This is a genomic window from [Eubacterium] eligens ATCC 27750, from assembly GCF_000146185.1.
GTDB lineage: Bacteria > Bacillota > Clostridia > Lachnospirales > Lachnospiraceae > Lachnospira > Lachnospira eligens.
This window is the reverse complement of the sequence record NC_012778.1, coordinates 444,067-466,385: the sequence shown is the minus strand read 5'-3', so window position 1 is coordinate 466,385 and position 22,319 is coordinate 444,067. Positions and strand designations below refer to the sequence as shown.

22 protein-coding genes are annotated in these 22,319 nt (G+C 39.6%); 2 read left to right on the top strand and 20 right to left on the bottom strand.

From position 1 onward, the window contains the following. Positions 1–91: 91 nt before the first annotated feature. From EUBELI_RS02190 to EUBELI_RS02175, 4 genes are all read right to left on the bottom strand, one after another. Positions 92–688: an HD domain-containing protein gene (locus EUBELI_RS02190; RefSeq protein ID WP_012738706.1), complete on the bottom strand. Its 597-nt coding sequence runs from the start codon at positions 686–688 to the stop codon at positions 92–94. A gap of 47 nt (positions 689–735) precedes the next feature. Continuing rightward, the gene (cobA, locus tag EUBELI_RS02185; protein ID WP_012738705.1) at positions 736–2,112 is read right to left on the bottom strand and encodes a uroporphyrinogen-III C-methyltransferase; all 1,377 of its coding nucleotides are present in this window, start codon (positions 2,110–2,112) and stop codon (positions 736–738) included. Between the two features lie 203 nt (positions 2,113–2,315). After that, on the bottom strand, positions 2,316–3,758 hold the full coding sequence (purF, locus tag EUBELI_RS02180; RefSeq protein WP_012738704.1) for an amidophosphoribosyltransferase: 1,443 nt from the start codon (positions 3,756–3,758) through the stop codon (positions 2,316–2,318). Between the two features lie 26 nt (positions 3,759–3,784). Next, positions 3,785–4,675: a phosphoribosylaminoimidazolesuccinocarboxamide synthase gene (locus tag EUBELI_RS02175; RefSeq protein ID WP_012738703.1), complete on the bottom strand. Its 891-nt coding sequence runs from the start codon at positions 4,673–4,675 to the stop codon at positions 3,785–3,787. Positions 4,676–4,913: 238 nt separating this feature from the next. Between EUBELI_RS02175 and EUBELI_RS02170 the strand changes: the two genes are divergently transcribed. After that, positions 4,914–5,282, top strand: coding sequence for a PilZ domain-containing protein (locus EUBELI_RS02170; protein WP_148231330.1), 369 nt, complete (start codon positions 4,914–4,916; stop codon positions 5,280–5,282). A 52-nt stretch (positions 5,283–5,334) separates the two neighbouring features. Here the strand turns inward: EUBELI_RS02170 and EUBELI_RS02165 are convergent, their stop codons facing one another. From EUBELI_RS02165 to EUBELI_RS02140, 6 genes are all read right to left on the bottom strand, one after another. Further along, positions 5,335–6,711: a glycoside hydrolase family 28 protein gene (locus EUBELI_RS02165; protein WP_012738701.1), complete on the bottom strand. Its 1,377-nt coding sequence runs from the start codon at positions 6,709–6,711 to the stop codon at positions 5,335–5,337. A 32-nt stretch (positions 6,712–6,743) separates the two neighbouring features. Then, positions 6,744–8,195, bottom strand: a complete 1,452-nt coding sequence (gene gatB, locus EUBELI_RS02160) for an Asp-tRNA(Asn)/Glu-tRNA(Gln) amidotransferase subunit GatB (protein WP_012738700.1) — start codon at positions 8,193–8,195, stop codon at positions 6,744–6,746. Between the two features lie 15 nt (positions 8,196–8,210). Continuing rightward, positions 8,211–9,656, bottom strand: a complete 1,446-nt coding sequence (gene gatA, locus EUBELI_RS02155; RefSeq protein ID WP_012738699.1) for an Asp-tRNA(Asn)/Glu-tRNA(Gln) amidotransferase subunit GatA — start codon at positions 9,654–9,656, stop codon at positions 8,211–8,213. An 11-nt stretch (positions 9,657–9,667) separates the two neighbouring features. Then, on the bottom strand, positions 9,668–9,964 hold the full coding sequence (gatC, locus tag EUBELI_RS02150) for an Asp-tRNA(Asn)/Glu-tRNA(Gln) amidotransferase subunit GatC (protein ID WP_012738698.1): 297 nt from the start codon (positions 9,962–9,964) through the stop codon (positions 9,668–9,670). A 547-nt stretch (positions 9,965–10,511) separates the two neighbouring features. Then, positions 10,512–12,257, bottom strand: coding sequence for an aspartate--tRNA ligase (gene aspS, locus EUBELI_RS02145; RefSeq protein WP_012738696.1), 1,746 nt, complete (start codon positions 12,255–12,257; stop codon positions 10,512–10,514). Between the two features lie 399 nt (positions 12,258–12,656). After that, positions 12,657–13,499 (bottom strand): bacteriohemerythrin, encoded by an 843-nt coding sequence (locus EUBELI_RS02140; RefSeq protein WP_012738694.1) that lies wholly within the window; start codon positions 13,497–13,499, stop codon positions 12,657–12,659. Between the two features lie 252 nt (positions 13,500–13,751). On the opposite strand from EUBELI_RS02140, the gene EUBELI_RS13525 reads away from it, so the two are divergent. Further along, complete coding sequence (locus EUBELI_RS13525; protein WP_012738693.1) at positions 13,752–14,705, top strand: GDSL-type esterase/lipase family protein; 954 nt, start codon at positions 13,752–13,754, stop codon at positions 14,703–14,705. 5 nt (positions 14,706–14,710) lie between these two features. On the opposite strand, the gene EUBELI_RS02130 is transcribed toward EUBELI_RS13525, so the two are convergent. The 10 genes from EUBELI_RS02130 to glnA form a co-directional block, all read right to left on the bottom strand. Then, positions 14,711–15,361, bottom strand: a complete 651-nt coding sequence (locus EUBELI_RS02130) for an HAD family hydrolase (RefSeq protein ID WP_012738692.1) — start codon at positions 15,359–15,361, stop codon at positions 14,711–14,713. Positions 15,362–15,384: 23 nt separating this feature from the next. Next, complete coding sequence (locus EUBELI_RS02125) at positions 15,385–16,065, bottom strand: FadR/GntR family transcriptional regulator (protein ID WP_148231329.1); 681 nt, start codon at positions 16,063–16,065, stop codon at positions 15,385–15,387. 16 nt (positions 16,066–16,081) lie between these two features. Then, complete coding sequence (locus EUBELI_RS02120) at positions 16,082–16,657, bottom strand: cytidylate kinase-like family protein (RefSeq protein WP_012738690.1); 576 nt, start codon at positions 16,655–16,657, stop codon at positions 16,082–16,084. Positions 16,658–16,675: 18 nt separating this feature from the next. Next, positions 16,676–17,368, bottom strand: coding sequence for an LrgB family protein (locus tag EUBELI_RS02115; RefSeq protein ID WP_012738689.1), 693 nt, complete (start codon positions 17,366–17,368; stop codon positions 16,676–16,678). After that, complete coding sequence (locus EUBELI_RS02110; RefSeq protein WP_012738688.1) at positions 17,361–17,756, bottom strand: CidA/LrgA family protein; 396 nt, start codon at positions 17,754–17,756, stop codon at positions 17,361–17,363. Before EUBELI_RS02110 ends, EUBELI_RS02115 begins: the two co-directional genes overlap by 8 nt. Before the next feature lie 99 nt (positions 17,757–17,855). Next, positions 17,856–18,698 (bottom strand): bifunctional 5,10-methylenetetrahydrofolate dehydrogenase/5,10-methenyltetrahydrofolate cyclohydrolase, encoded by an 843-nt coding sequence (locus tag EUBELI_RS02105; RefSeq protein WP_012738687.1) that lies wholly within the window; start codon positions 18,696–18,698, stop codon positions 17,856–17,858. A 100-nt stretch (positions 18,699–18,798) separates the two neighbouring features. Further along, positions 18,799–19,428 carry a cyclodeaminase/cyclohydrolase family protein gene (locus EUBELI_RS02100; RefSeq protein WP_012738686.1) on the bottom strand — a complete coding sequence of 210 codons (630 nt, stop codon included), beginning with the start codon at positions 19,426–19,428 and terminating at the stop codon, positions 18,799–18,801. A gap of 1 nt (position 19,429) precedes the next feature. Next, positions 19,430–20,329 (bottom strand): diaminopimelate epimerase, encoded by a 900-nt coding sequence (gene dapF / locus EUBELI_RS02095; protein WP_041687923.1) that lies wholly within the window; start codon positions 20,327–20,329, stop codon positions 19,430–19,432. A gap of 47 nt (positions 20,330–20,376) precedes the next feature. Beyond that, the gene (locus EUBELI_RS02090) at positions 20,377–20,931 is read right to left on the bottom strand and encodes an ANTAR domain-containing response regulator (protein WP_012738684.1); all 555 of its coding nucleotides are present in this window, start codon (positions 20,929–20,931) and stop codon (positions 20,377–20,379) included. Between the two features lie 44 nt (positions 20,932–20,975). Next, positions 20,976–22,310 carry a type I glutamate--ammonia ligase gene (glnA, locus tag EUBELI_RS02085; protein ID WP_012738683.1) on the bottom strand — a complete coding sequence of 445 codons (1,335 nt, stop codon included), beginning with the start codon at positions 22,308–22,310 and terminating at the stop codon, positions 20,976–20,978. Positions 22,311–22,319 lie beyond the last annotated feature (9 nt).

The window sequence follows — 22,319 nt, the reverse complement described above, 5'->3', positions numbered from 1 at the left end:
TATTATAGCAAAAGAAATGTTTTTTTAAGTTAAGGGGGTATTTTTTTACTTTTTTGTAAATTTTACCCCCTTAACTCGAATTTCTACTATTTTAATCCTCTTTAATATTCCCTTTTTTCACATTAGGCATTATAAATTTTTCATACGAATATTTCCAGAGTTCTTCTGAGCCTTCTCCTGTTCGTGCATTTCTTTTTAATATCTGGCTAAGATGCACACCCTTTTCTGCCCAGCTTTTTCCTTTTGAAGCATCATTTAAAATTACAGGCTGGAAGTTATCCATAGTTCTTGCAAACTTTGCTTCTGGTGTTTCCTGTGCCTCGAATTCCTCCCACAATTCACGCATATATTTCCCCTGGTCTTCTGGAAGAATACTGAATATTCTGTCAGCACATTTTAACTCTCTTTCACGCTGTGTCTTCTTAGCATTCTCATCGTAAGCATATGTATCGCCTGCATCTATCTCTACAAGGTCATGTATAAGAAGCATTGTCATTGTGCGGAGCACATCAATCTTTTCGTTGGCATATTCAGACAACAGCACAGTCATAATTGCCATATGCCATGCATGCTCAGCGTCATCTTCCTTTCTTGACGCATCCGCCAGATACGTCTGTCTGCCAATGCTCTTTTCCTTATCAATCTCTCTTATAAACTCTATCTGTCTGTCAAGTCTGTCTTTATCCATGTTAACCTCTATTCCTGCGCTGCTTTTCAGCGCATCTTAAGTTTCTGCTAATCCGTCAATTCCAGTGACGCAACCTCGCCAACAACTATAATAGCTGGTGATGGGAAGTCTACTTCTTTCACCTTTGCTGCAATATCCGAAAGTGTTCCGACAAGCTTTACATATGTACCATCTGTATTCTCACCGTGAATTACCGCAACCGGCGTATCTGACAACTTTCCATATCTCATCAGCTTTTCCGTAATCATGTCTATACTCTTTAAACCCATAAGAAATACAAATGTTTCATCAAGCTTCGCATATGATTTCCACCTGATTTCCTCAACCTCTGGTGACAGATTATCTGCCGTATGTCCGGTAATCACATGAAATCCACGGCTTGCACCCCTGTGTGTCACCGGAATTCCTGCCATTCCACACAGACCGATACCTGATGTAACCCCCGGAACTTCATGCACTGGTATTCCATGTTCTTTAAGTGCAAGTGCTTCCTCTCCGCCCCTGCCGAACACATAAGGGTCACCACCTTTTAGTCTCACAACATATCTGCCTTCAAGAGCTTTTTCTACAAGAAGCTCATTAATCTCCTCCTGTGCCTTGGAATGTCTGCCACTCCTCTTTCCGGCGTATATAAGCTCACAGCTCTCCGGTGCAAATTCCAGCAGATGCTCATCAATCAAATCATCATACACTATAACCTCTGCCCGTCTTATCTCATTAAGACCTTTTATTGTGATGAGTTCATATGAGCCGCATCCTGCTCCAACAAGTGCTGCCCCCGGAAGCACTGTCTCACTCCTGTTATCAAGATATTTCTGTAAAAATGCATTTTCTTCCTTGTTGCTGCACACTCTGTCTGCTTTCATGCAGAATTCAGAAACTTCTCTTATAAATGCTGCTCTTTTTCTGTCATCATCTATCTTTTCTTTGGCAAGTGTCCTGACCTCTGAAAGATAATCTAATATGCTCTCTATATTATCAGATACATTTGCTTCAAAATCTCTTCTTAACTTAGCTGCAACATGCGGACTCTTCCCACCTGTAACAAAGCCTGCAACCATATCACCCTTCTGCACAATTGAAGGGAATATAAAATCACATAACTCCTGGTTATCCACAACATTTACAGGAATTGCCTTTTCTTTGCACAATCTTGTAGCTTCTTTATCCACTTCTTCACCAGCCGCCGCGATAACAAAATCCACATTTTCAATATCTTGTGGTGTGAATATTCTTCTTTCAACACTTATATTATCGCAAGCCTGCGCCACTGCCTCTATGTCAGAAACTATAGACGGTGCAACAACTTTAATCTTCACGCCAAATCCCTTCAGCCTGCTTATCTTTCTTGCTGCCACCTTACCGCCACCGATAACAAGGCATTTCTCCCCTTCTATTTCTCTAAAAAACGGAAAATAACTCATCCTGTTCCCCTTTTTCTTGTAATTATTGTCATGATACCTATAAATAGTCGCATATTCAGCAATTTAGTAGATAAATTTTGCTCGTGACTATTATAATAGCGCTATATTTTTACTAAAAATGCCTACTAAATAACATATTCCATGCTTTTAGTAGGCATCTTGTGTCATATATTCTATTATTCTGCTTAAAAATGCCTACCAAATCAGCCCATCTCGCCGCGGATATCAATCTTAGGCGGCTCAATTGGATAATTGCCTGTAAAGCAAGCATCACAGTAACCTGTCTGTCCACATATCATCTCACTTAACTTGTCAACCTCAAGATAGCCTAATGAATCTGCACCGATAATTTCACAGATTTCATCTACAGAATGGCCTGATGCGATAAGCTGGTCTTCTGAAGGAATATCTGTTCCAAAATAACATGGGTGAAGGAACGCTGGTGAACTTATTCTTACATGAACTTCCTTAGCACCTGCTGCCTTAAGAAGACTTACAATTCTCGCACTTGTTGTTCCTCGTACAATTGAGTCATCAATCATGACAACTCTCTTGCCTGCAACTGCTTCCTTAAGTACATTCAGCTTAACCTTAACACTTGACTCTCTCTGTTCCTGCTTAGGCTTGATGAATGTTCGTCCAACGTAGTTATTCTTGATAAATGCATTACCATAAGGAATTCCTGATTCCATTGAGAAACCAAGTGCTGCAGGATTACCTGATTCTGGAACACCTACAACAATATCAGCTTCTACAGGATGAGTCTTTGCTAAGATTCTACCTGCATTAATTCTTGACTCATATACGCCCATTCCGTCAATCTTGCTGTCTGGTCTTGCAAAATAAATGTATTCAAATATGCATCTTGCTGTATTTTTCTGGCAGAGTGACTTATCAGACTTGATTCCGTCTTTAGTGATAGTAACAACTTCACCCGGCTCAACATCTCTTACAAACTCTGCACCTACAGTATCGAGTGCACATGTCTCTGATGATAAGAAATATGCATTATCTCTCTTACCGATACATAATGGCTTGAAACCAAATGGGTCTCTTGCTCCGATAAGCTTTCTAGGACTCATTACGATAAGTGAATAAGCACCCTTAATCTTCTTCATCGCATTTAAAACAGCTCCCTCAACAGTAGGAACATTAAGTCTTTCTCTTGCGATTAAGTAAGCAATAACCTCCGAATCAATAGTTGTCTGGAAGATAGCTCCTGTATAAGAAAGCTCCTCACGCAGTTCAACCGCATTAAGAAGATTACCGTTATGTGCCATACCAAGAGTTCCCTTAACATAGTTAAGAACAAGTGGCTGTGCATTCTCACGGCTGCTGCTTCCGGCTGTTGAATATCTTACATGTCCGACACCTATATTACCATTAAGCTTTTCAAGCTTTTCAGGATTAAAAACTTCATTAACAAGTCCCATATCCTTATATGAAAGAACCTTTCCCTTAGGTCCTTCTGTATCACTGACTGCTATACCGCAGCTTTCCTGTCCTCTGTGCTGAAGGGCAAAAAGGCCATAATATATTGTAGATGAAACATCATTGCCATCGAAATCATATACACCAAAGACTCCGCATTCCTCATGAAGTTCATCTTCAGCATAGTGGCTGTCATTAATATCAATCTGATTCATAATTCTCCATTCCTTATCGACTGTGATTATTTGCGGGAAAAATCCTTGCCTGTAAGAAGCTTATATGCTTCCTTGTACTTTTCAACTGTCTTCTCGATTACATCATCTGGAAGTAAATAATCACTGTCTGGATTAGCCTTTAACCAGTCTCTTACAAACTGCTTGTCATATGATGGCTGGCTCTTTCCTGCCTCATATCCTTCTAATGGCCAGAATCTTGAGCTGTCTGGTGTAAGCATCTCATCACCGATAACTACCTCACCATTCTCATCAAGACCAAATTCAAACTTAGTATCTGCAATAATAATACCCTTGCTTAAAGCGTACTCTGCACACTTCTTGTAAAGAGTGATAGTTGCATCCTTAATCTTAGTAGCATACTCAAGACCTTTACCTGGGAACTGCTTCTCAAGAACTTCTATACTCTTCTCAAATGAAATATTCTCATCATGGTCGCCAATCTCAGCCTTAGTACTTGGTGTGTAGATTGGTTCAGGAAGCTTCTCTGATTCCTTAAGTCCCTCTGGAAGCTTAATTCCACAGACTGTTCCGTTTTCCTTGTAGCTTGCCCAGCCACTACCTGTAATGTATCCTCTTACGATACACTCAACAGGAAGCATTGTAAGCTTCTTGCAAAGCATGCTTCTTCCAATATATTCATCTTTGTGGAAGAACTCTGGCATGTCATTAACATCAACCGAAACCATATGATTAGCAACAACGTCCTTAGTATAATCAAACCAGAACTTTGACATCTGTGTAAGAATTGCTCCCTTTTCTGTAACCTTATTCTTTAAAATGTGATCAAATGCTGAGATACGGTCTGTAGCAACCATAACAAGCTTGTCATCGCAATCATATACTTCTCTTACTTTTCCTTCATAGAGTAATTCACATTTTCCCATGAGTTCATCCATCCTTTTCTTCTTAATATAATTATTAGTTAAAAAGTTATCAAACCGTAGTGTTTATGCGGTTTAAAAACAAACAAAAATATTATATACCAGCGTCCATTCAAAATCAATAGACTTTATCTTTTGCAATAATACATTGCGCATTACCTCATTAAAGTGTATTATTAAAAATATAAATATAGTCAGTTTTTAGAAGTGTACTATTCACTCGAATAATAATATTAAGATGGGAGATTTTATTATGGCTAATGGAATTGAAAAAAGACGTTTTAAAAGAATGAAAGCTGATTTAAGGCTTAATGTATCCTCACTGTTTAATCAGGATAATAAAGAGATTAAGAACCTTGATTCCCCTATTACAGTTACCAATATATCTGAAGGCGGAATTGCATTTGAATCAAAAAGCATGCTGCCTATCAACTTCTATTTTAACGCTGCACTTAATCTTGGCTCTGAAACAGATACTCTCTACAGTGTTGTCAAGATTATAAGAAGTCAGCCGATTGAGGGCACTGACAATTATCTTTATGGCTGCGAGTTTGTCGGTATGGCACCGATTCTTGGTTATATCTTTGATGAATATGAGGCTAAGATTGAAAAGAAAAATTAAGACACAACGCATAAATCCCAGCAGCACATATATCAGTGCTGCCGGGATTTCTTTATAATATCTCATAAGTTGTCTGTTCACTTGTAAGGCAGTCACATCCAACACGGTTCTCACCACTTGTAACAAATGATGAAGCCTTAATGTGTATATCTGTGATTGTCTCAGGCATATCCTTTATCGGTTCAATAACAACCGCTTCCTTTGCTCCAAGACAGTTAATTCCTTCAAAATTAATATTCTTAAAATAAGGAATGTCGTCTTTGTCGATTCCGTTAATTTCTTCATCTCTGTTAAGAGAATTAAGCACATATGACATTGTAAGAATAATTGCCTGTTCCTTAATATCAACCATATTAATATTCTTTATGTTAATATTTTCGATAACGCCACCTCGTCCAAGTGCGCTCTTAATGCGGACTCCGACATCAGTTCCAAGGAAAGTACAATTCTCTACCAATACATTTTTAATACCACGGCTCATCTCGCTTCCGATAACGAAGCCGCCATGTCCCTCATTAACGAGACAATCATGGATATATACATCCTCACAAGGTCCCTCAATCTGTCTTGCGACGGCATTCTTGCCTGACTTTAAGCAGATTGCATCATCACCTGTTTCAAATGTACAGTTGTGTATATGAACCTTCTTGCATGATTCAACATCAATTCCATCACCGTTCTGCGCATAATAAGGATTGCTCACCGTAACATTTCTTACTGTAAGATTCTTACAGAAAAATGGGTGTATATTCCATGCTGGTGAATTCTTAAATGTTACACCATCAAGAAGAATTCTTTTACAGTGACGAAGGCTTACCATTACAGGTCTGTAGAAATCATAATATTCGCTTGCTTTCTCAAGTGCATTCTCAGCGTCAAGCTGGATATTATGCTCATTACCTTTAAATGAGCTTTCTGTCGGCATCCATATGCCGCCCCCTTTAGTATCAATTATATACTGGCTCTTTTTCATAAGAGCTTCCCACTGTCTGTCAGTTATCTTAAACTGTTTTATAGGGCGCCACATATCACCACTTCCATCAATAACACCGCCACCTGTTATACCGATGTTAATAGCATTTTCAGCTGTAATAGGTGACTTGGCTCTTATACATTCCTGACCTTCATAGTTAGTGATAATAAGCGGATACTGGTCAATATCTTTAGAAAATTTAAGTATTGCATTCTTCTCAATTCTTAACTCAACATCACTCTTAATCTCAATTGGTGCTGTAAACCAGATTCCATCAGGAATCACAACAGTTCCGCCACCCTTCTCTGAAATATAGTTAATAGCCCTGTTTATCGCATCCGCATTTCTTGATGCATCCTCAATAGTGTAACAGTATGGTCTTGCACCATAGTTATCAACATATACTATTCTCTCCACAAATGCTGGGAGTTTTACATCAAAATTAACTTTTTTCATTCCACATCTCCTTCTAGTTTTAAGTTCATGTGTTACTTTAAAAGCTCCTGTAAAAGAGCATTAACCATTCCCGGATTAGCTTTTCCCTGCATTGCCTTCATAGTCTGGCCTACAAGATAACCGATTGCCTGCTTCTTACCGCCCTTATAATCAGCAACTGACTGTGGATTATCAGCGATAACCTTCTCGACTGTTGCTCTGAGCGCGCCTTCATCATTAACCTGCTTTAATCCGTGTTCCTCAACATATGCGTCAACATCAACATTTTCAGCAAATACATGCTCGAATATTTCTTTAGCTGCTGCATTGTTGATTTCCTTCTTTTCAACAAGAGTAATAATCTTGGCAAGGCTTTCAGGTGAAAATGTTAATTCCTCGGCTCTGAATTCTCTTCCAGTCTTAGCTGATTCTTCCTTCATGAGTCGCATTGTCTCGCCCATAATCCAGTTGGAAACCTTCTTTGGCTGATTGCAGATGGCTGTAGCTTCCTCAAAGATTTCTGTGAACTTCTTAGAATCTGTAAGAATCTCTGCATCATATTCAGGAAGTCCGAATTCTTCAATATAACGTGCCTTCTTCTCGTCCTTGAACTCTGGCTGTTTTGCCTTAAGTTCTGCTAAATACTCATCACTGATGTGAATTGGAACAAGGTCTGGATCTGGGAAATATCTGTAATCCTGCGCATCTTCCTTTGAACGCATAGCATATGAATATTCCTTGTCATCATTCCATCTTCTTGTTTCCTGCACAACCTTCTCGCCTGCTTCGATTAAGTCAATCTGTCTAGCTGTCTCGGCCTTAATTGCTCTTTCAATCGCTGCAAATGAATTGAGGTTCTTAGTTTCTGTTCTTGTTCCGAACTCGTTTGAACCACGCTCTCTTACAGAGAGGTTGACATCTGCTCTCATAGAACCTTCCTGAAGCTTGCAGTCAGAAGCACCAAGATACTGGATTGTTGTTCTTAACTTAGTAAGGTAAGCAATAACTTCTTCTGCTGAACGCATATCCGGTTCAGAAACAATTTCGATAAGTGGCACACCTGAACGGTTATAATCTACATATGACACACCTTCCCACTCATCATGAACAAGCTTTCCTGCATCCTCTTCCATATGAATCTCGTGGATTCTTATTGTCTTTTCTGTTCCATCTGATAATGTAACATCAACATGTCCGTTACGGCAGATTGGAAGATAAAGCTGTGAAATCTGATAATTCTGTGGATTATCAGGATAGAAATAATTCTTTCTGTCAAACTTGCAGTCCTGTGTAATTGTACAGTTAGTTGCAAGTCCTACTGCTGCTGCATATTCAACAACCTTCTTATTAAGAACAGGAAGAGAACCCGGCATACCTGTACACACAGGGCAAGTATGTGAGTTAGGTGCTCCACCAAACTCAGTTGAGCATCCGCAGAAAATCTTTGTCTTAGTAGCTAATTCAACATGGACTTCAAGTCCGATTACAACTTCATAATCTTTCATACTTATGCCTCCCTCCTATTCAAATCTTCCTCGTGCCTGCTCATAAGCGTAGCCCGCACGGATAATATTATTCTCTTTAAAGCAGTCGCCAATAAGCTGTAAGCCGATTGGAAGACCATTCTTGTCCTTACCGCATGGAACAGAAAGTCCCGGAAGTCCGGCAAGATTTACAGAAATAGTATAGATATCTCCAAGATACATTTTAATAGGGTCAGAAAGTGATGAACCAAGCTTTGGTGCTGTTGTAGGTGCAACAGGTCCAAGAATTACATCGTATTTTGCAAATGCTTCATCAAATGCTTTCTTAATAAGAGCCTTAACTCTTAATGCCTTAAGATAATAAGCGTCATAATATCCTGAACTTAATACGAAAGAACCGAGCATAATTCTTCTCTTAACCTCTGGTCCAAAGCCCTCTGAACGTGTCTTCTTGTACATGTTGTGGAGTCCTTCGTATTCTTTAGTTCTGTATCCATATTTAACACCATCGAATCTTTCAAGGTTAGAGCTTGCTTCTGCTGCTGCGATTGTATAATAAGTAGGAATTGCGTACTCAACAAGGCTTAAATCAAACTCTTCAACGATTGCGCCCTTGCTCTCAAGAACTTTGGCAGCGTTAAGAACAGCTTCCTTAACCTCTGGGTCAAGACCTTCTCCAAAATAATCTCTTGGAATACCGATTTTCATTCCCTTAACATCATCAACTAATGCATTTGTAAATGAATAATCATCCCTTCCGATAGATGTTGAATCCTTATCGTCCTTGCCTGCGATAGCTTCCATGATAGTTGCACAGTCAGTTACATCCTTACATAAAGGTCCAATCTGGTCTAATGATGAACCATAAGCGATAAGTCCGTAACGTGAAACTGTTCCATAAGTTGGCTTTAAGCCTACAACACCACAGTAAGAAGCTGGCTGTCTTATTGATCCACCTGTATCAGAACCAAGTGCTGCAAAACACTCATTAGCTGCTACTGCTGCTGCTGAACCACCTGATGAACCACCAGGTACATGCTCAGGATTGCGTGGATTCTTAGTTGCACCAAATGCACTTGTCTCAGTTGTAGAACCCATCGCGAATTCATCCATGTTAGTCTTTCCGATAATTACAGCTCCTGCATTCTGAAGTCTTTCTACAGCGTCTGCTGTGTAAGTTGGAACGAAATTACCAAGTATCTTTGATGAGCATGTAGTAAGCATGCCCTCTGTACACATATTATCTTTGATTGCAAATGGTACTCCGGCTAAAGGTCCTGTAAGCTTACCTGCCTTGATATCCTCATCTGCTTTCTTTGCTGCTGCAAGAGCCTTTTCCTTGTCAAATGTGACATAACAGTTAAGCTCATCTTCAGATTTTTCAATCTGTGCAATAACAGCTTCCATAGCCTCTGTTGCTGTTGTCTCACCCGCTTTAATCTTAGCAGCCAGTTCAACAGCTGTATAATCTAATAAACTCATATGCGTCCTTTCTATGATTCAACAGTTTTAGGTACAATAAATCCTGATTCATTACATTCAGGTGCATTAGCAAGAGTTGCCTCGCTTCCGTCACCATTAGTAACAACGTCTTCTCTCATTACATTATTAACAGGGAACACATGTGACATAGGTTCTACCCCTGTAGTATCAAGCTCTCCAAGCTTGTCAATATAATCAAGCATGCTCGCCATATCCTTCTTGGCAGCTTCCTTCTCTTCATCAGAGAGTTCAAGCTTGGCAAGGATACCAACATACTCAATTGTCTCATCACTAATTACATTAGCCATGTGTGCGTCTCCTTTCGTTGTCGTTATATACGCCTGGAGAAATTGGATAAATCATCACAAGACACGCTTTCGCTACTATCTGAATCTTTGATTCAGATTTCGCTCGCAGCGGTACTAAGCAAAATCGGCCACCTCCGTCTGAAAAGCTAGCTTTTCAGACTCCGCCAGCCGATTTTGCTAAGTGCCGGCGGCTCCAAAGTGTCTTGTTCACGCTTTATCCAATTTCTCCAGGCTCACACATCTACCCCGGAACGAGCGCACGACATCGCTTTGCTCGTCGCCGTTGGCGAAGTGTGGCGGGAATCTCTACTTTCTTTCCATCAGAGGAATTTATATTCCGTCAGGTATTGGTGGTCGAAGGGCAGGCAGCAGGATTTTTTATAAATTCACAAGCAAGGTGCTTTGGAGCCGCCGGCACTTAACGAGTTGGAAGCGGCTGCCTTTAGGCAGCCAAATTCCAAGTAGTTTAGTACCGCTGCGAGTCTCCAAGCAGCGAGAGCGTGCCTGCGGTGAATTTATAAAAATCCTGCAGCCGTCCGTATGTCTCCTAATCCCTAACCTTAATATGAACTTCCCTAAGCTGCTGCTCTGTTACCTCATTTGGTGCTCCGCACATTAAATCCTGTGCTGTTCCGCTCATTGGGAATGGAATTATCTCACGGATATTCTCTTCATTTCTAAGGAGCATAATCATACGGTCAACACCTGGTGCCATACCTGCATGTGGTGGTGCACCAAACTGGAATGCATTGTATAATGCTCCAAATTTTGCCTTTAATACTTCTTCGTCATATCCGGCAATTTCGAATGCCTTAACCATTATCTGCATGTCATGGTTACGGACTGCTCCTGATGATAACTCTACACCGTTGCATACGATATCATACTGGTATGCAAGAATATCAAGTGGATCTTTTGTATTAAGTGCCTCAAGTCCACCCTGTGGCATTGAGAATGGATTATGTGTAAATCCAATCTTCTTAGTTTCTGGATCTCTTTCAAACATTGGGAAGTCATTAACATAACAGAATCTGTATGCATTTTTCTCAATGAGGTCAAGTCTCTCACCAAGTTCGTTTCTGATTTGTCCTGCGAAGTACGCAGCTCTGTCTTCCTTATCAGCGATGAAGAAGATTGTATCTCCTGGCTGAAGTCCTGCAAGGTCTTTGATTTCTCCCTTGAGTTCTTCTGGAATAAATTTATCAATTGGTCCCTTGTAGCTTCCGTCTTCAAGAACCTCAAGGTATCCAAGTCCGCCCATTCCGATTCCTGTAGCGAACTTAAGTAACTTCTCATGCTGTCCCTTTGAAAGCTTTGCATGTACATTGATTGCTCTTACAGTCTTGTTCTGGAAAGGCTTGAATGTACATTTGTTAAAGAATTCTGAAAGGTCAATAATTCTAAGTGGATTACGAAGATCTGGCTTATCTGAACCAAACTCAAGCATTGCCTGCTTGTAGCTGATGATTGGATAAGGTGCCTGTGTAACTTCGTATCCTTCTGGTGCGAATTTTGCAAATGTTTCTGTGAGAACCTCTTCACCGATTCTGAATACATCTTCCTGTGTAGCAAAGCTCATCTCGAAATCTAACTGGTAGAATTCTCCTGGTGAACGGTCAGCTCTTGCATCCTCATCTCTGAAGCAAGGTGCAATCTGGAAATATTTATCAAAACCAGATACCATAAGTAACTGCTTATACTGCTGTGGTGCCTGTGGAAGAGCATAGAATTTGCCCTTATATTTTCTTGAAGGTACGATATAATCTCTTGCACCCTCTGGTGATGAAGCACAAAGAATAGGTGTCTGGATTTCAAGGAATCCCATGTCTGTCATCTTCTGACGAAGGAATGCGATAACCTTTGACCTGAATATCATGTTATCCTTAACCTTCTGGTTTCTTAAATCAAGATATCTGTACTTAAGACGTACATCCTCTCTTACTTCCTTAGAAGTCTGTACTTCAAATGGAAGCTGCTGGTATACCTGTCCAAGTATTGTAATCTTCTTAGCTTCAAGCTCGATTGTTCCTGAAGGAATCTTAGGATTATAAGTTTCCTCATCTCTCTGCTCCATAATACCCTCGATAGCGATACACTCTTCCTTATGAATACCATCAAGTAATGTTGTATCACGAAGTACTACCTGAAGTACTCCATACATATCTCTTAAATCGATAAATGAAACTCCTCCGTGGTCACGGATGTTCTCAACCCATCCTGCAACCTTTAACTCCTTGCCGATGTAACTTTCATTAACTTCACTTAAGTTAACATCTCTGTACATGTTTGCCATTGCAATCTCCTTTCTTTTCTGGACAGGTAAAAATGTTGTGTCCTGTCAAATCATAAAATCTAACATCCCGCGCTGTTTCTTTGCCAGACAGTTATCTGCCATACCGCGCAAAAAAGCCCCAGGATGTAATATACATCCCGGGGCGAATAAACTGTGTTATCCGCGGTACCACCCGCATTGAAAAGTTCTAAGCTTCTCATCTCATTGCACTTAACGCGTGTAACGGAATGACCTACCCAGCCGTGGCTGCTCAACCATCCAACTCCAGAGCGTTCCTCTTATCAATTCCCTGCGTATGCTTTCAGTCGGTGGCATCGCTTTCCTGTCAGGTTCCATGAAAAGAAGTCTCTTTCATAGTCTTTAAGATATTCATACACATAAATGATATCATAAAGAATATTACTTTTCAAGTACAATATTGTGTTCTTTTATATATTTACCAATCTTTTTATCCGAACCAAGTATATGGTTAGACAGCCAGCCAAGCAGGAATCCTATAAGATCCATAAGATATTCCTCCTGATTATCATCCATTGCCTCAAGCTCCCTGAAATCAATATTTACAAGCTTTTCTACAAATGCTGAATGTGCCCTTTTCTGTGCTTCAATTTCAGGATATCCGATTTTCTTCATCAGTTCTTCCTCATCACTGAAATGCGTCTCCGTGTATTCCCTCAGTTCTGAGAGAAGTCTTATGATTTCATCATATTTATCATGAAGAAGTTCTGCATGTATAACATCATTAGTGTCCCTGATAATATCAAAAAGATGCTTATGTTCCTCATCGACAAGCTCAATTCCTGTTATATATTTGTCTGTAAATGCAAATGCGTCATCAACATTAGTTTCTGGTGCCATCTTTCCAATCATCATGTCGCTGCTCAAGATGTGGCTGTAAAGCCATCTGGTAAGATAAAGCAGCAGCTCATTAAGAGAATTTGTTGCTGCCTCCGGTGAAGATTCATCTAACTTAAATGTATTAATCTTTTCTGCAAATGCTTTGTGTTCTCTCTGCTGTATTGGCAGCTCCGGGTCATGAATACTCTTCATGTATTCTTCTTCATGAGCAAAATGTGTAATAGCATAATCCTTAAGATTATCTATAAGATTCTTCGCAATTGACGCAGCATTATCTGTTTCTTTTACCAGTGCAAATGCTTCATTAAGCATCTGGAACAGTTTTCTATGTTCTTCATCAATATTATCAATGTGTATCATACAGTCTTCTGTAAATTCGTACATATATATCAATCTCCTCGTGCTTATATTTGCCTTGTATTATAACACCTTTTCTTTAAGCTGTGCAATGCTGTCCGCCTGAAACATTAAATATCTGTTTTTAATGAGTATATTCACAAAACAAATGTAGTTTGTCAAAACATTTAAGGCTATAATTAACTTATTGAAAGCATTTTACTTTGCAAAACAACGGAGGCAATACCTCTGCTCCTGCATGGGCAGTCGCATTTTGCTCCGCAAAACAAGGAGGTATGTATGAACATTTATCTTGCTGGAGATTCTATTGTACAGAATTATACTGAAGAAGAATTTATTGCAGGCTGGGGACAGTTTCTGCCACGCTTCTTTAAGCCTGATGTAAATGTATTTAACTATGCCAAGGGTGGCAGAAGTTCAAGACTTTTTATTAATGAAGGAAGATTTGAAGAGATTGACAGACATATTCAGTCAGGAGACTATCTTTTTATAGAGTTTTGTCATAATGATGACGATTCAAAGGATTACAAATCTATGTTTAACCGCCAGACTCCGCTTGGCGTACCAGATGAATCAGGTCGATTTCCTGTTATAGCAGGAGTTAAGATGCCTAAGAATTATATACCACCTGAATATATTGAGGCACTTAATAACGATGATTCGATAACTGATAAACAGGCTGTTCTTAACAGTGTTCTAGCCATAAACCAGTCTTATCCATATGACACTTACTATCCATACTCAAAAGACGCTTCTATGGGCAGTTACAAATGGTTCATCAAACAGTTTATTGATATGGCAAGAAAGCATGATGCAGTTCCTGTGTTAGTTACTGCGCCTGCAAGAACATTTTTTAATGATGACGGAACAATCATGGACGCTCCCGGCTGCCACGGCGGTAATAATTTCAGCTATATAAGAGCTATGCGCCAGATTGGCGAAGAAACCGGCACTCCTGTACTTGACCTGTTTTCTTATTCAGTTGAACTTTTTGAAAAAATCGGACATGACAATATCCACAGATATACTTCAATCAAAAAAGGTATCAATAAAGGAAAATGGCCTGACGATTTCTTAAAAGAACTTGCCAAGCCAGAAACTGTTTCTGAGAATACACATTTTAACAAGGATGGAGCAATGCTTATCACCGAAGGTCTGGTAGAACTGATTCGTGAATCCAAGAACCCCCAGCTTTGTGAATTGCAGTCTTCCCTGCTTCATAACGTGGTATAAGTATATTACTTATTAATGAATTCCCATGCTTCTTCGGGGCTGTGTACAACAAACTCAGCCCCGTTTTCCTTTAAGAATTCTTCATCTCTGAAGCCCCAGCCAACCATACATACATCCATTCCTGCATTAGCCGCTGTCTGGACATCTACTTCTGAATCCCCGACATATACAGCCTGTGTTCTGTCAACATCAAACTGTCTTAATACTTCATTAACGCTGTCCGGATATGGTTTTCTTCTTATGCCTTCTCTCTCTCCAACCGCATAATCAAATAGTCCCGGAAAATAATCTTTGCATAAAATCTGCACTCCATAATCAGCCTTGTTAGATACAACCGCAGTGTACACACCGGCATTTCTTATATTCTCAATAAGTTCTTTTATTCCATCATAAGGTCTTGTCTTATCGGCACAGTGCTTCTTGTAATGCTCTGTAAATGTTTCATGCACCTTAACTATCATGCTTTCTGGTGTTCCCTGTGGTACTGCTCTTTCCATCAGCTTTCTTATCCCATTACCAACAAAATGTCTGATTTCTTCAATCGTCCTCTCAGGCATGTCAAATACTGAAAGTGCATAATTAGTACTATCTGCAAGGTCTTCCAATGTATTAAGTATCGTTCCGTCCAGATCAAATACAACAATTTTGTATTTCATATATCCTCCTTGTTATGACTTCTTTATCCCAGCAGCTCCTCAATTATATCGTAATGCTCATCAATCGCTGCATTAAGTGTCTCAATATCCTTCTTTATAAGGCTATCATATATCATTTCATGTGTCTTTAAAAGTTTCTTTTTCTTAATTCCATCTGCATGCTTTATGACATAATCTATCCATTCGCGGTAGACTTCAACAACAGCTTCCATCAGTGTAATCCACAGGTTGTTTCCGGTATCTGCAATCAGTTCCTCGTGAAATGCTTTATCAGTATCAACAAGGTTTTCACCTGTTACCATGCTCATATGATTAACCATGCTTTCCAAGCGCTCCTGTTGTTCTTTCGTAAGACCTGTATGTATTACTGCATTACACACTGACTTTTCCATCATGCGGCGGAATTCACATACTTCACGCTTAGTAATAGTCTTTAATGCAATCATCATTAATATAGTCTGCTTTATAGACTGACCGACATTCTCTGATATATAATTACCAGAACCCTGACGGCGTTCTATAAGTCCCATTCCATGCATAATACTTAAAGCTTCTCTTGTTGAATTGCGTCCTATTCCAAGTGTTTCTGCAAGTGCACGCTCAGTAGGCAGCCTGCTTCCTATTGTAAGCTCCCCGCTTTTCATAAGCTCATAAATATATTGAATTGCCTTTTCGTATTCCTGCGATATTTTCTTCTGATTCATATTATCCTGTTTCAGCTTATAACACCCCTGTCTCATTAATATAGGCTTCTATAAGTCTTAGTGCACCATCTTCCCCAACCTTTGAAACATCTATGCATATATCGTAATATTCTGCATTTCCCCATTCTTCACCTGTATAATAATTGTGATATGAACGTCTTCTAAGGTCTGTATCTTCAACTATCTTAGCTGCTTTCTTAGGGCTGACATTGTGCTTCTTTTCTATAAGTTCTACTCTTTTTTCTTTGTTTCCTGTGAGAAATACTGATATAACATCTTCTCTGTGTCTGAATGCATTATTTCCGCATCTGCCGACAACTACGCAATTTTCATTACCGATTATGTCAGCCATAGCCTTGCGTGGAGTTTTTCCATTATCTGTTGTATCATCGCCTGCCATTGTATCAGCATACAGCAGCATATCAAGAGGCATTTCTCCATAAAAATATGGATACTTCTCATACAAGCCTTTTTCTTTCGCAAGTCTGCACACGGCATCCTTATCATAAAATGGTATAAAATATTTCTCTGCCAGTGCTTTTCCTATCTGGTCTCCCATACATCCACATTGTCTTGCAATTGTGATTATCATGTTTAACGCCTCCTAATTTTACATAAATCCAGCAAATACTGATGAAAGTACAACTGTAAGTATACCTGCAACTGCAATTGATAAGCTGCTCATTGCACCTTCAACTTCGCCCATTTCCATAGCCTTGGCTGTTCCTATCGCATGTGCAGCAGATCCTAACGCAAGTCCTTTGGCAATCGGTTCTTTTATTCTGAATATTTTACATATAAGCTCACCAAATATATTTCCAAGAACTCCTGTTACAACAATAACTGCAACTGTGATTGTTACATAACCTCCAAGTTCCTCAGAAACTCCCATACCAATAGCAGTAGTTATTGACTTCGGAAGAAGAGTAACATATTCTGCATGACTCAGATTCATAATTTTAGATAACACAAGTACCGTTGTTAAACTTGTAAGCACACCTGATGCTATTCCTACAACAACTGCCTTGTAATTCTTCTTAAGAAGACTCCACTGCTCATACAGCGGAATTGCAAGACATACAGTTGCCGGTGTAAGAAACCAGCTAAGATACCTGGCACCCTGATTATATACATCATAATCAACGCCTGATACTGCAAGTACTATTATTGTTATTATTATTGATATAAGCAGTGGATTGAATATTCCAAGCTTAAATTTTTTCTTAAGCACAGAACCAATAAAGTATGATAAAAGACTTAATGTGACTCCGGCAAAAAGTGATTCTCTGAAAAAATCATTCATTAGTATTAACCTCATTTCTTTGTGCTTTGCGTAATTCTCTCTTCCTGTCAGCACGTATGATTATCTGTGAAGCCTGACCTGTAACCGCCATAACCGTAATTATAGCAACAACCGTAACAACAAGCACCGGCACGAGCATAGGTTTTAATACCCCCCATGAAGACATCAGTCCTACTCCTGCCGGAATGAACATAACAGGCATTACAGCTATAAGAAATTTTCCTGCGTCTTTTACCCAGCTAAGCTTTATAAGTCCGGTAAGAAGTCCAACAAAAAGTATCACCATTCCATATATACTGGCTGGAACCGGCAGCGGAAGCAGATATTTAAGTGCTTCTCCGACAAATGAAATAGCCAGTATTATAAGAAACTGTCTCAATAATTTCATAACATTTCTCCATAATAAAAATTTGCGGTATAAATTGGTGCTACCAATTCATACCGCAAATTATAATACATTCTTATGTACAATAAAGCAAGGACTTTTTTATGCTCTTCTTGCCTTAGCTGCCTTAAGCAGATGTTTTGCAAGAACTGATGTTGTTACCGAACCTACTCCTCCAGGAACCGGTGTACATACAGAAGCGTTCTCTGCAACATCTTCAAAATCAACATCACCACACAGATTGCCGTCTTCATCAACATTTATTCCAACGTCAATTACAACTGCACCATCTGCAACAAATGATTTGTCAACCATCTTTGCAACGCCTGCTGCCGCAACAAGCACCTCAGCACCCTTACATACTCCCGGCATATCAACTGTCTTAGTATGACACACTGTTACTGTTGCATTCTTCTTCATAAGCATCATCGCAACCGGCTTACCGATAACAAGACTTCTTCCGATAACTACTGCTCTCTTACCCTTTAAGTCAACTCCTGCATAATCTAACATCTCAATTACAGCTTCTGCTGTACATGGACCATATCCTGTCGGATCCCCTGCATATACCTTTGCAAGATTCATAGGTGATATTCCGTCCAGATCCTTCACACTGGCAATTCTGTTCTCAATTGCCTTCTCATCAAGATGCTTTGGCAAAGGTCTTAAAAGAAGAATTCCGTCAATATCCTCATCTTCATTAATCTTGTCAAATTCTTTCTGGAAAGTATCATTATCAATATCAGCAGGAAATGTATATGAAGTACATCTGAATCCTACTTTTTCCATCTTCTTGGTAGCGCCACGCTCATATGACATATCATCTGGTCTTTCACCAACACGCACAATTGCAAGATGTGGAATTGCGCCCTTCCAGTCCTTCATCTCTTCAATAATCTTCTCATTAATAGCATTAGCAACCGGTAATCCCTTAAGTGTCTCCATTATTCCTCCTTGTTTTGCGAAGCAAAATCCATGTGCTTTTTAAGCACATTGTCTCCCCCAGCGAGGAGAGGAATTTTCCTCCTTATTTTGCAATCCTGTTCTATGGTCTTACAGCGTCCATAACTCTTCCAAATGTTTCTTCTTCAATCTGTGCTGCTTCAGCAAGCATCTTATCTGCCTTAAAGTTCATATCTTCAGCAAGTTCTCTGTCCTTCATAAGCTTTGTATTGATAAATACGTTAAGCGAAGCACCCTTCATTGCAGCCTCACACATTGTTATGCCGACACCTGCATCACTGATTGCAATTCTGCTTCCAATTACAGATATACGGTTGATAAGCTTCATGGCTTCAAGTATAAGCTCCATCATTGACAGAGGGGCTTCTGAGGCTGTAACAAGTGCCTTTGCCATAATTGCTTCTCTTTCCTTAATCTGTTCTTCTGTATCCTTAGGAAGACCATAAGCTGCTGCAAGAGGCTTAAAGCTCTCTGCATCCTTATCCATGCACTCTGCAAGTCTCTTTGTAAGATCTGTAGCTTTAACAATAAGTTCTTCAATCTCTTCCTGATACTCTGCGTATTTCTTCTTTCCGGTAGTAAGTGCCAGCACCATATTACCAAGGCTCATACCTACTGCTGCCACATATCCGCATGCTCCGCCGCCACCCGGCACCGGCTCACTTGAAGATAAAACCGCAAGGAAATTATCCATTGTCATATCTGTCATCATATTAAATATCTACCTCCCCTGTAAATACTGTTTTAGCCGGGCCTTCAAGATATACGGTATTCTCATCTTTATCCCATGTAATCTTTAAGTCACCTCCAAGAAGATGAAGTGTTGCTGTTGTGTCGCACATTCCGTTAAGAACAGTTGCAACAAGGCTCGCACATGCACCTGTACCACAGGCAAGTGTCTCCCCGGAACCTCTCTCCCACACACGCATATTAAGATTATTCTTATCTACAACCTGAATGAATTCAGTATTAATTCTCTCTGGAAATGCTTTGTGATTTTCAAAGAAAGGTCCGATTTTTTCAATCTCAAATTTCTTAATATCAATATCTTTATCAAGATAAACAATAGCATGAGGATTACCCATTGAAACTGCTGTTACCTTGTACTCCTTACCTTCTACAACAATAGTCTCATCCACAACAGGTGTCTTAACAACCTTTCCGGCAATTGTCTCTATCTCACAGCCTTTATATTCTTTAAGTCCCTTCGTATCGACAGGAATCTGTGCTGCCTCAAGAATTGGTGCGCCCATGTTAACCCTTGCCGTCTCAACCTTGCCATCTGCACCAGTTTTAAGCTCAAGTATCTTCACACCTGCAAGTGTATCAATAGTAACTGTTGTTTTATCTGTAAGTCCGTTGTCATATACGAACTTTCCAACACATCTTATTCCATTGCCACACATCTGTCCCTGCGAACCATCTGCGTTGTACATCTCCATAAAGAAATCAGCTTTATCTGAGTTCTTAATAAGAATAAGTCCATCTGAACCTATTCCAAAATGTCTGTCACTTAAATCAATTGCGACCTGTGACGGATTATCAATTACCGACTGTGTGCAGTCTACGTATATGTAGTCGTTGCCTGCTCCATGCATTTTAGTAAACTTCATACCTGGTCTCCTTTTCATATTATAAATGTAGTAATGAAACACATTTGTTATACATCCTGATATATTCCCATTACCATAGTTGCTGACTCTACCATTGTATTGCCACTGTCCATGCTGCATTTCTGGATATATCTGAATGCCTCCTGCTCTGACATATTATTTCTTTCCATAAGCAGATGCTTTGCATCATCAATTATCTTCTGTTCTTCCGGACTTCTCTTTCTTGGCTGTGACCTTAATTTCCTTCTACGCCTTATCTGTGCCTGAAGCATCATCTCTATAGTTGACACAAGGTCATTAACCTTTATTGGCATTGCTGCACATACAATTCCATTGTCCTGACAATCTTCCCATCTGTTCTGGGACGCAACTAACAACATCTCAAAGCTCTTTGGCTTATATTCATATAATTCAGTATAAACCATATTATCTGACAGCTTATATCCGCATATTATGATTCCATCAGACAAAGTATCAGCCTGATTGATTGCCTGTGCCCCACTTGTACATGGTACAGCGACATCGAAGCCTCTGTGAATCAAAAGATTCCTTACTGTTTTAGCCTCCTCTAACTTAGGAAATGCTACAATCAATGTGGACATCAATTAACTCCTTTTCTACTTAGCATACGCTTTACCATGTTTAATCAATACTTGTAGAGATATTCATCAATTTCCCACTGTGAGACCCTTGTTGTGTAGTTTTCCCATTCTTTCATCTTAGCTTCAACATATTTGGTTGTAATATGTTCTCCAAGTACGCTGCATAAAAATTCGTCTGTCACAAGACAGTCAACAGCTTCCTTAAGGTCTGCCGGCATATTCTCTATTCCTGCTGCCCTTCTCTCGCCAGGTGTCATCTCATATATATTGCAGTCAACACTCTCAGGTACTTCTATCTTGTTCTTAATACCATCAAGTCCTGCTGCAAGGCAGAGTGCCAGCACGAGATATGGATTAGCTGTAGGATCCGGATTTCTTAACTCAACTCTTGTTCCATTTCCTCTTGATGCAGGTATTCTTATAAGCGGACTTCTGTTCTTTGCTGACCATGCTATATATACAGGTGCTTCATATCCCGGAACAAGTCTTTTATATGAATTAACAAGCGGATTAGTTATTGCTGACATACCTCTTGCGTGCTTCATAATACCAGCAATAAAATGATATGCATCATCTGATAAACCAATCTTTCCATTCTCATCTGCAAATATATTCTTACCCTCTTCAGTTGCAAGTGACATATTAATATGCATTCCAGAACCGCTGATACCAAACTTTGGCTTTGGCATAAATGTTGCATAAAGTCCATGTCTCTTGGCAATTGTCTTAACTGTCATCTTAAATGTCTGTATATTATCTGCTGTCTTTAAAGCCTCATCATATTTAAAATCAATCTCATGCTGTGCAGGAGCAACCTCATGATGTGAAGCCTCAATCTCAAACCCCATATCCTCAAGAGTAAGAACCATATCTCTTCTTATATTCTCGCCCAGGTCATTAGGTCCAAGATCAAAATATCCAGCTTTTTCATGGCTTAAAGTTGTAGGAAGTCCGTTGTCATCTGTATGGAATAAGAAAAATTCACATTCTGGACCGACATCAAAGCGGTATCCCATTTCATTCGCTTCTTTAATAGTTTTCTTAAGTATCCATCTTGGGTCGCCCTCAAAAGGCTTGCCATCTGGTGTATACACATCACAGATAAGTCTTGCAACCTTTCCCTGCTGTGGTCTCCATGGGAATATTTCAAATGTATCGTAGTCAGGATACAGATACATATCTGACTCTTCAATTCTTACAAAGCCTTCAACAGAAGAACCGTCAAACATGCATTTGTTATCAAGTGCCTTCTCAAGCTGGCTTGAAGTAATTGCAATATTCTTGAGTGTTCCAAAAATATCTGTAAACTGAAGACGTATAAACTCTACATCCTCTTCTTCAACCATTCTGAATATATCGTCCTTAGTGTATCTGCTCATAAGAAACCT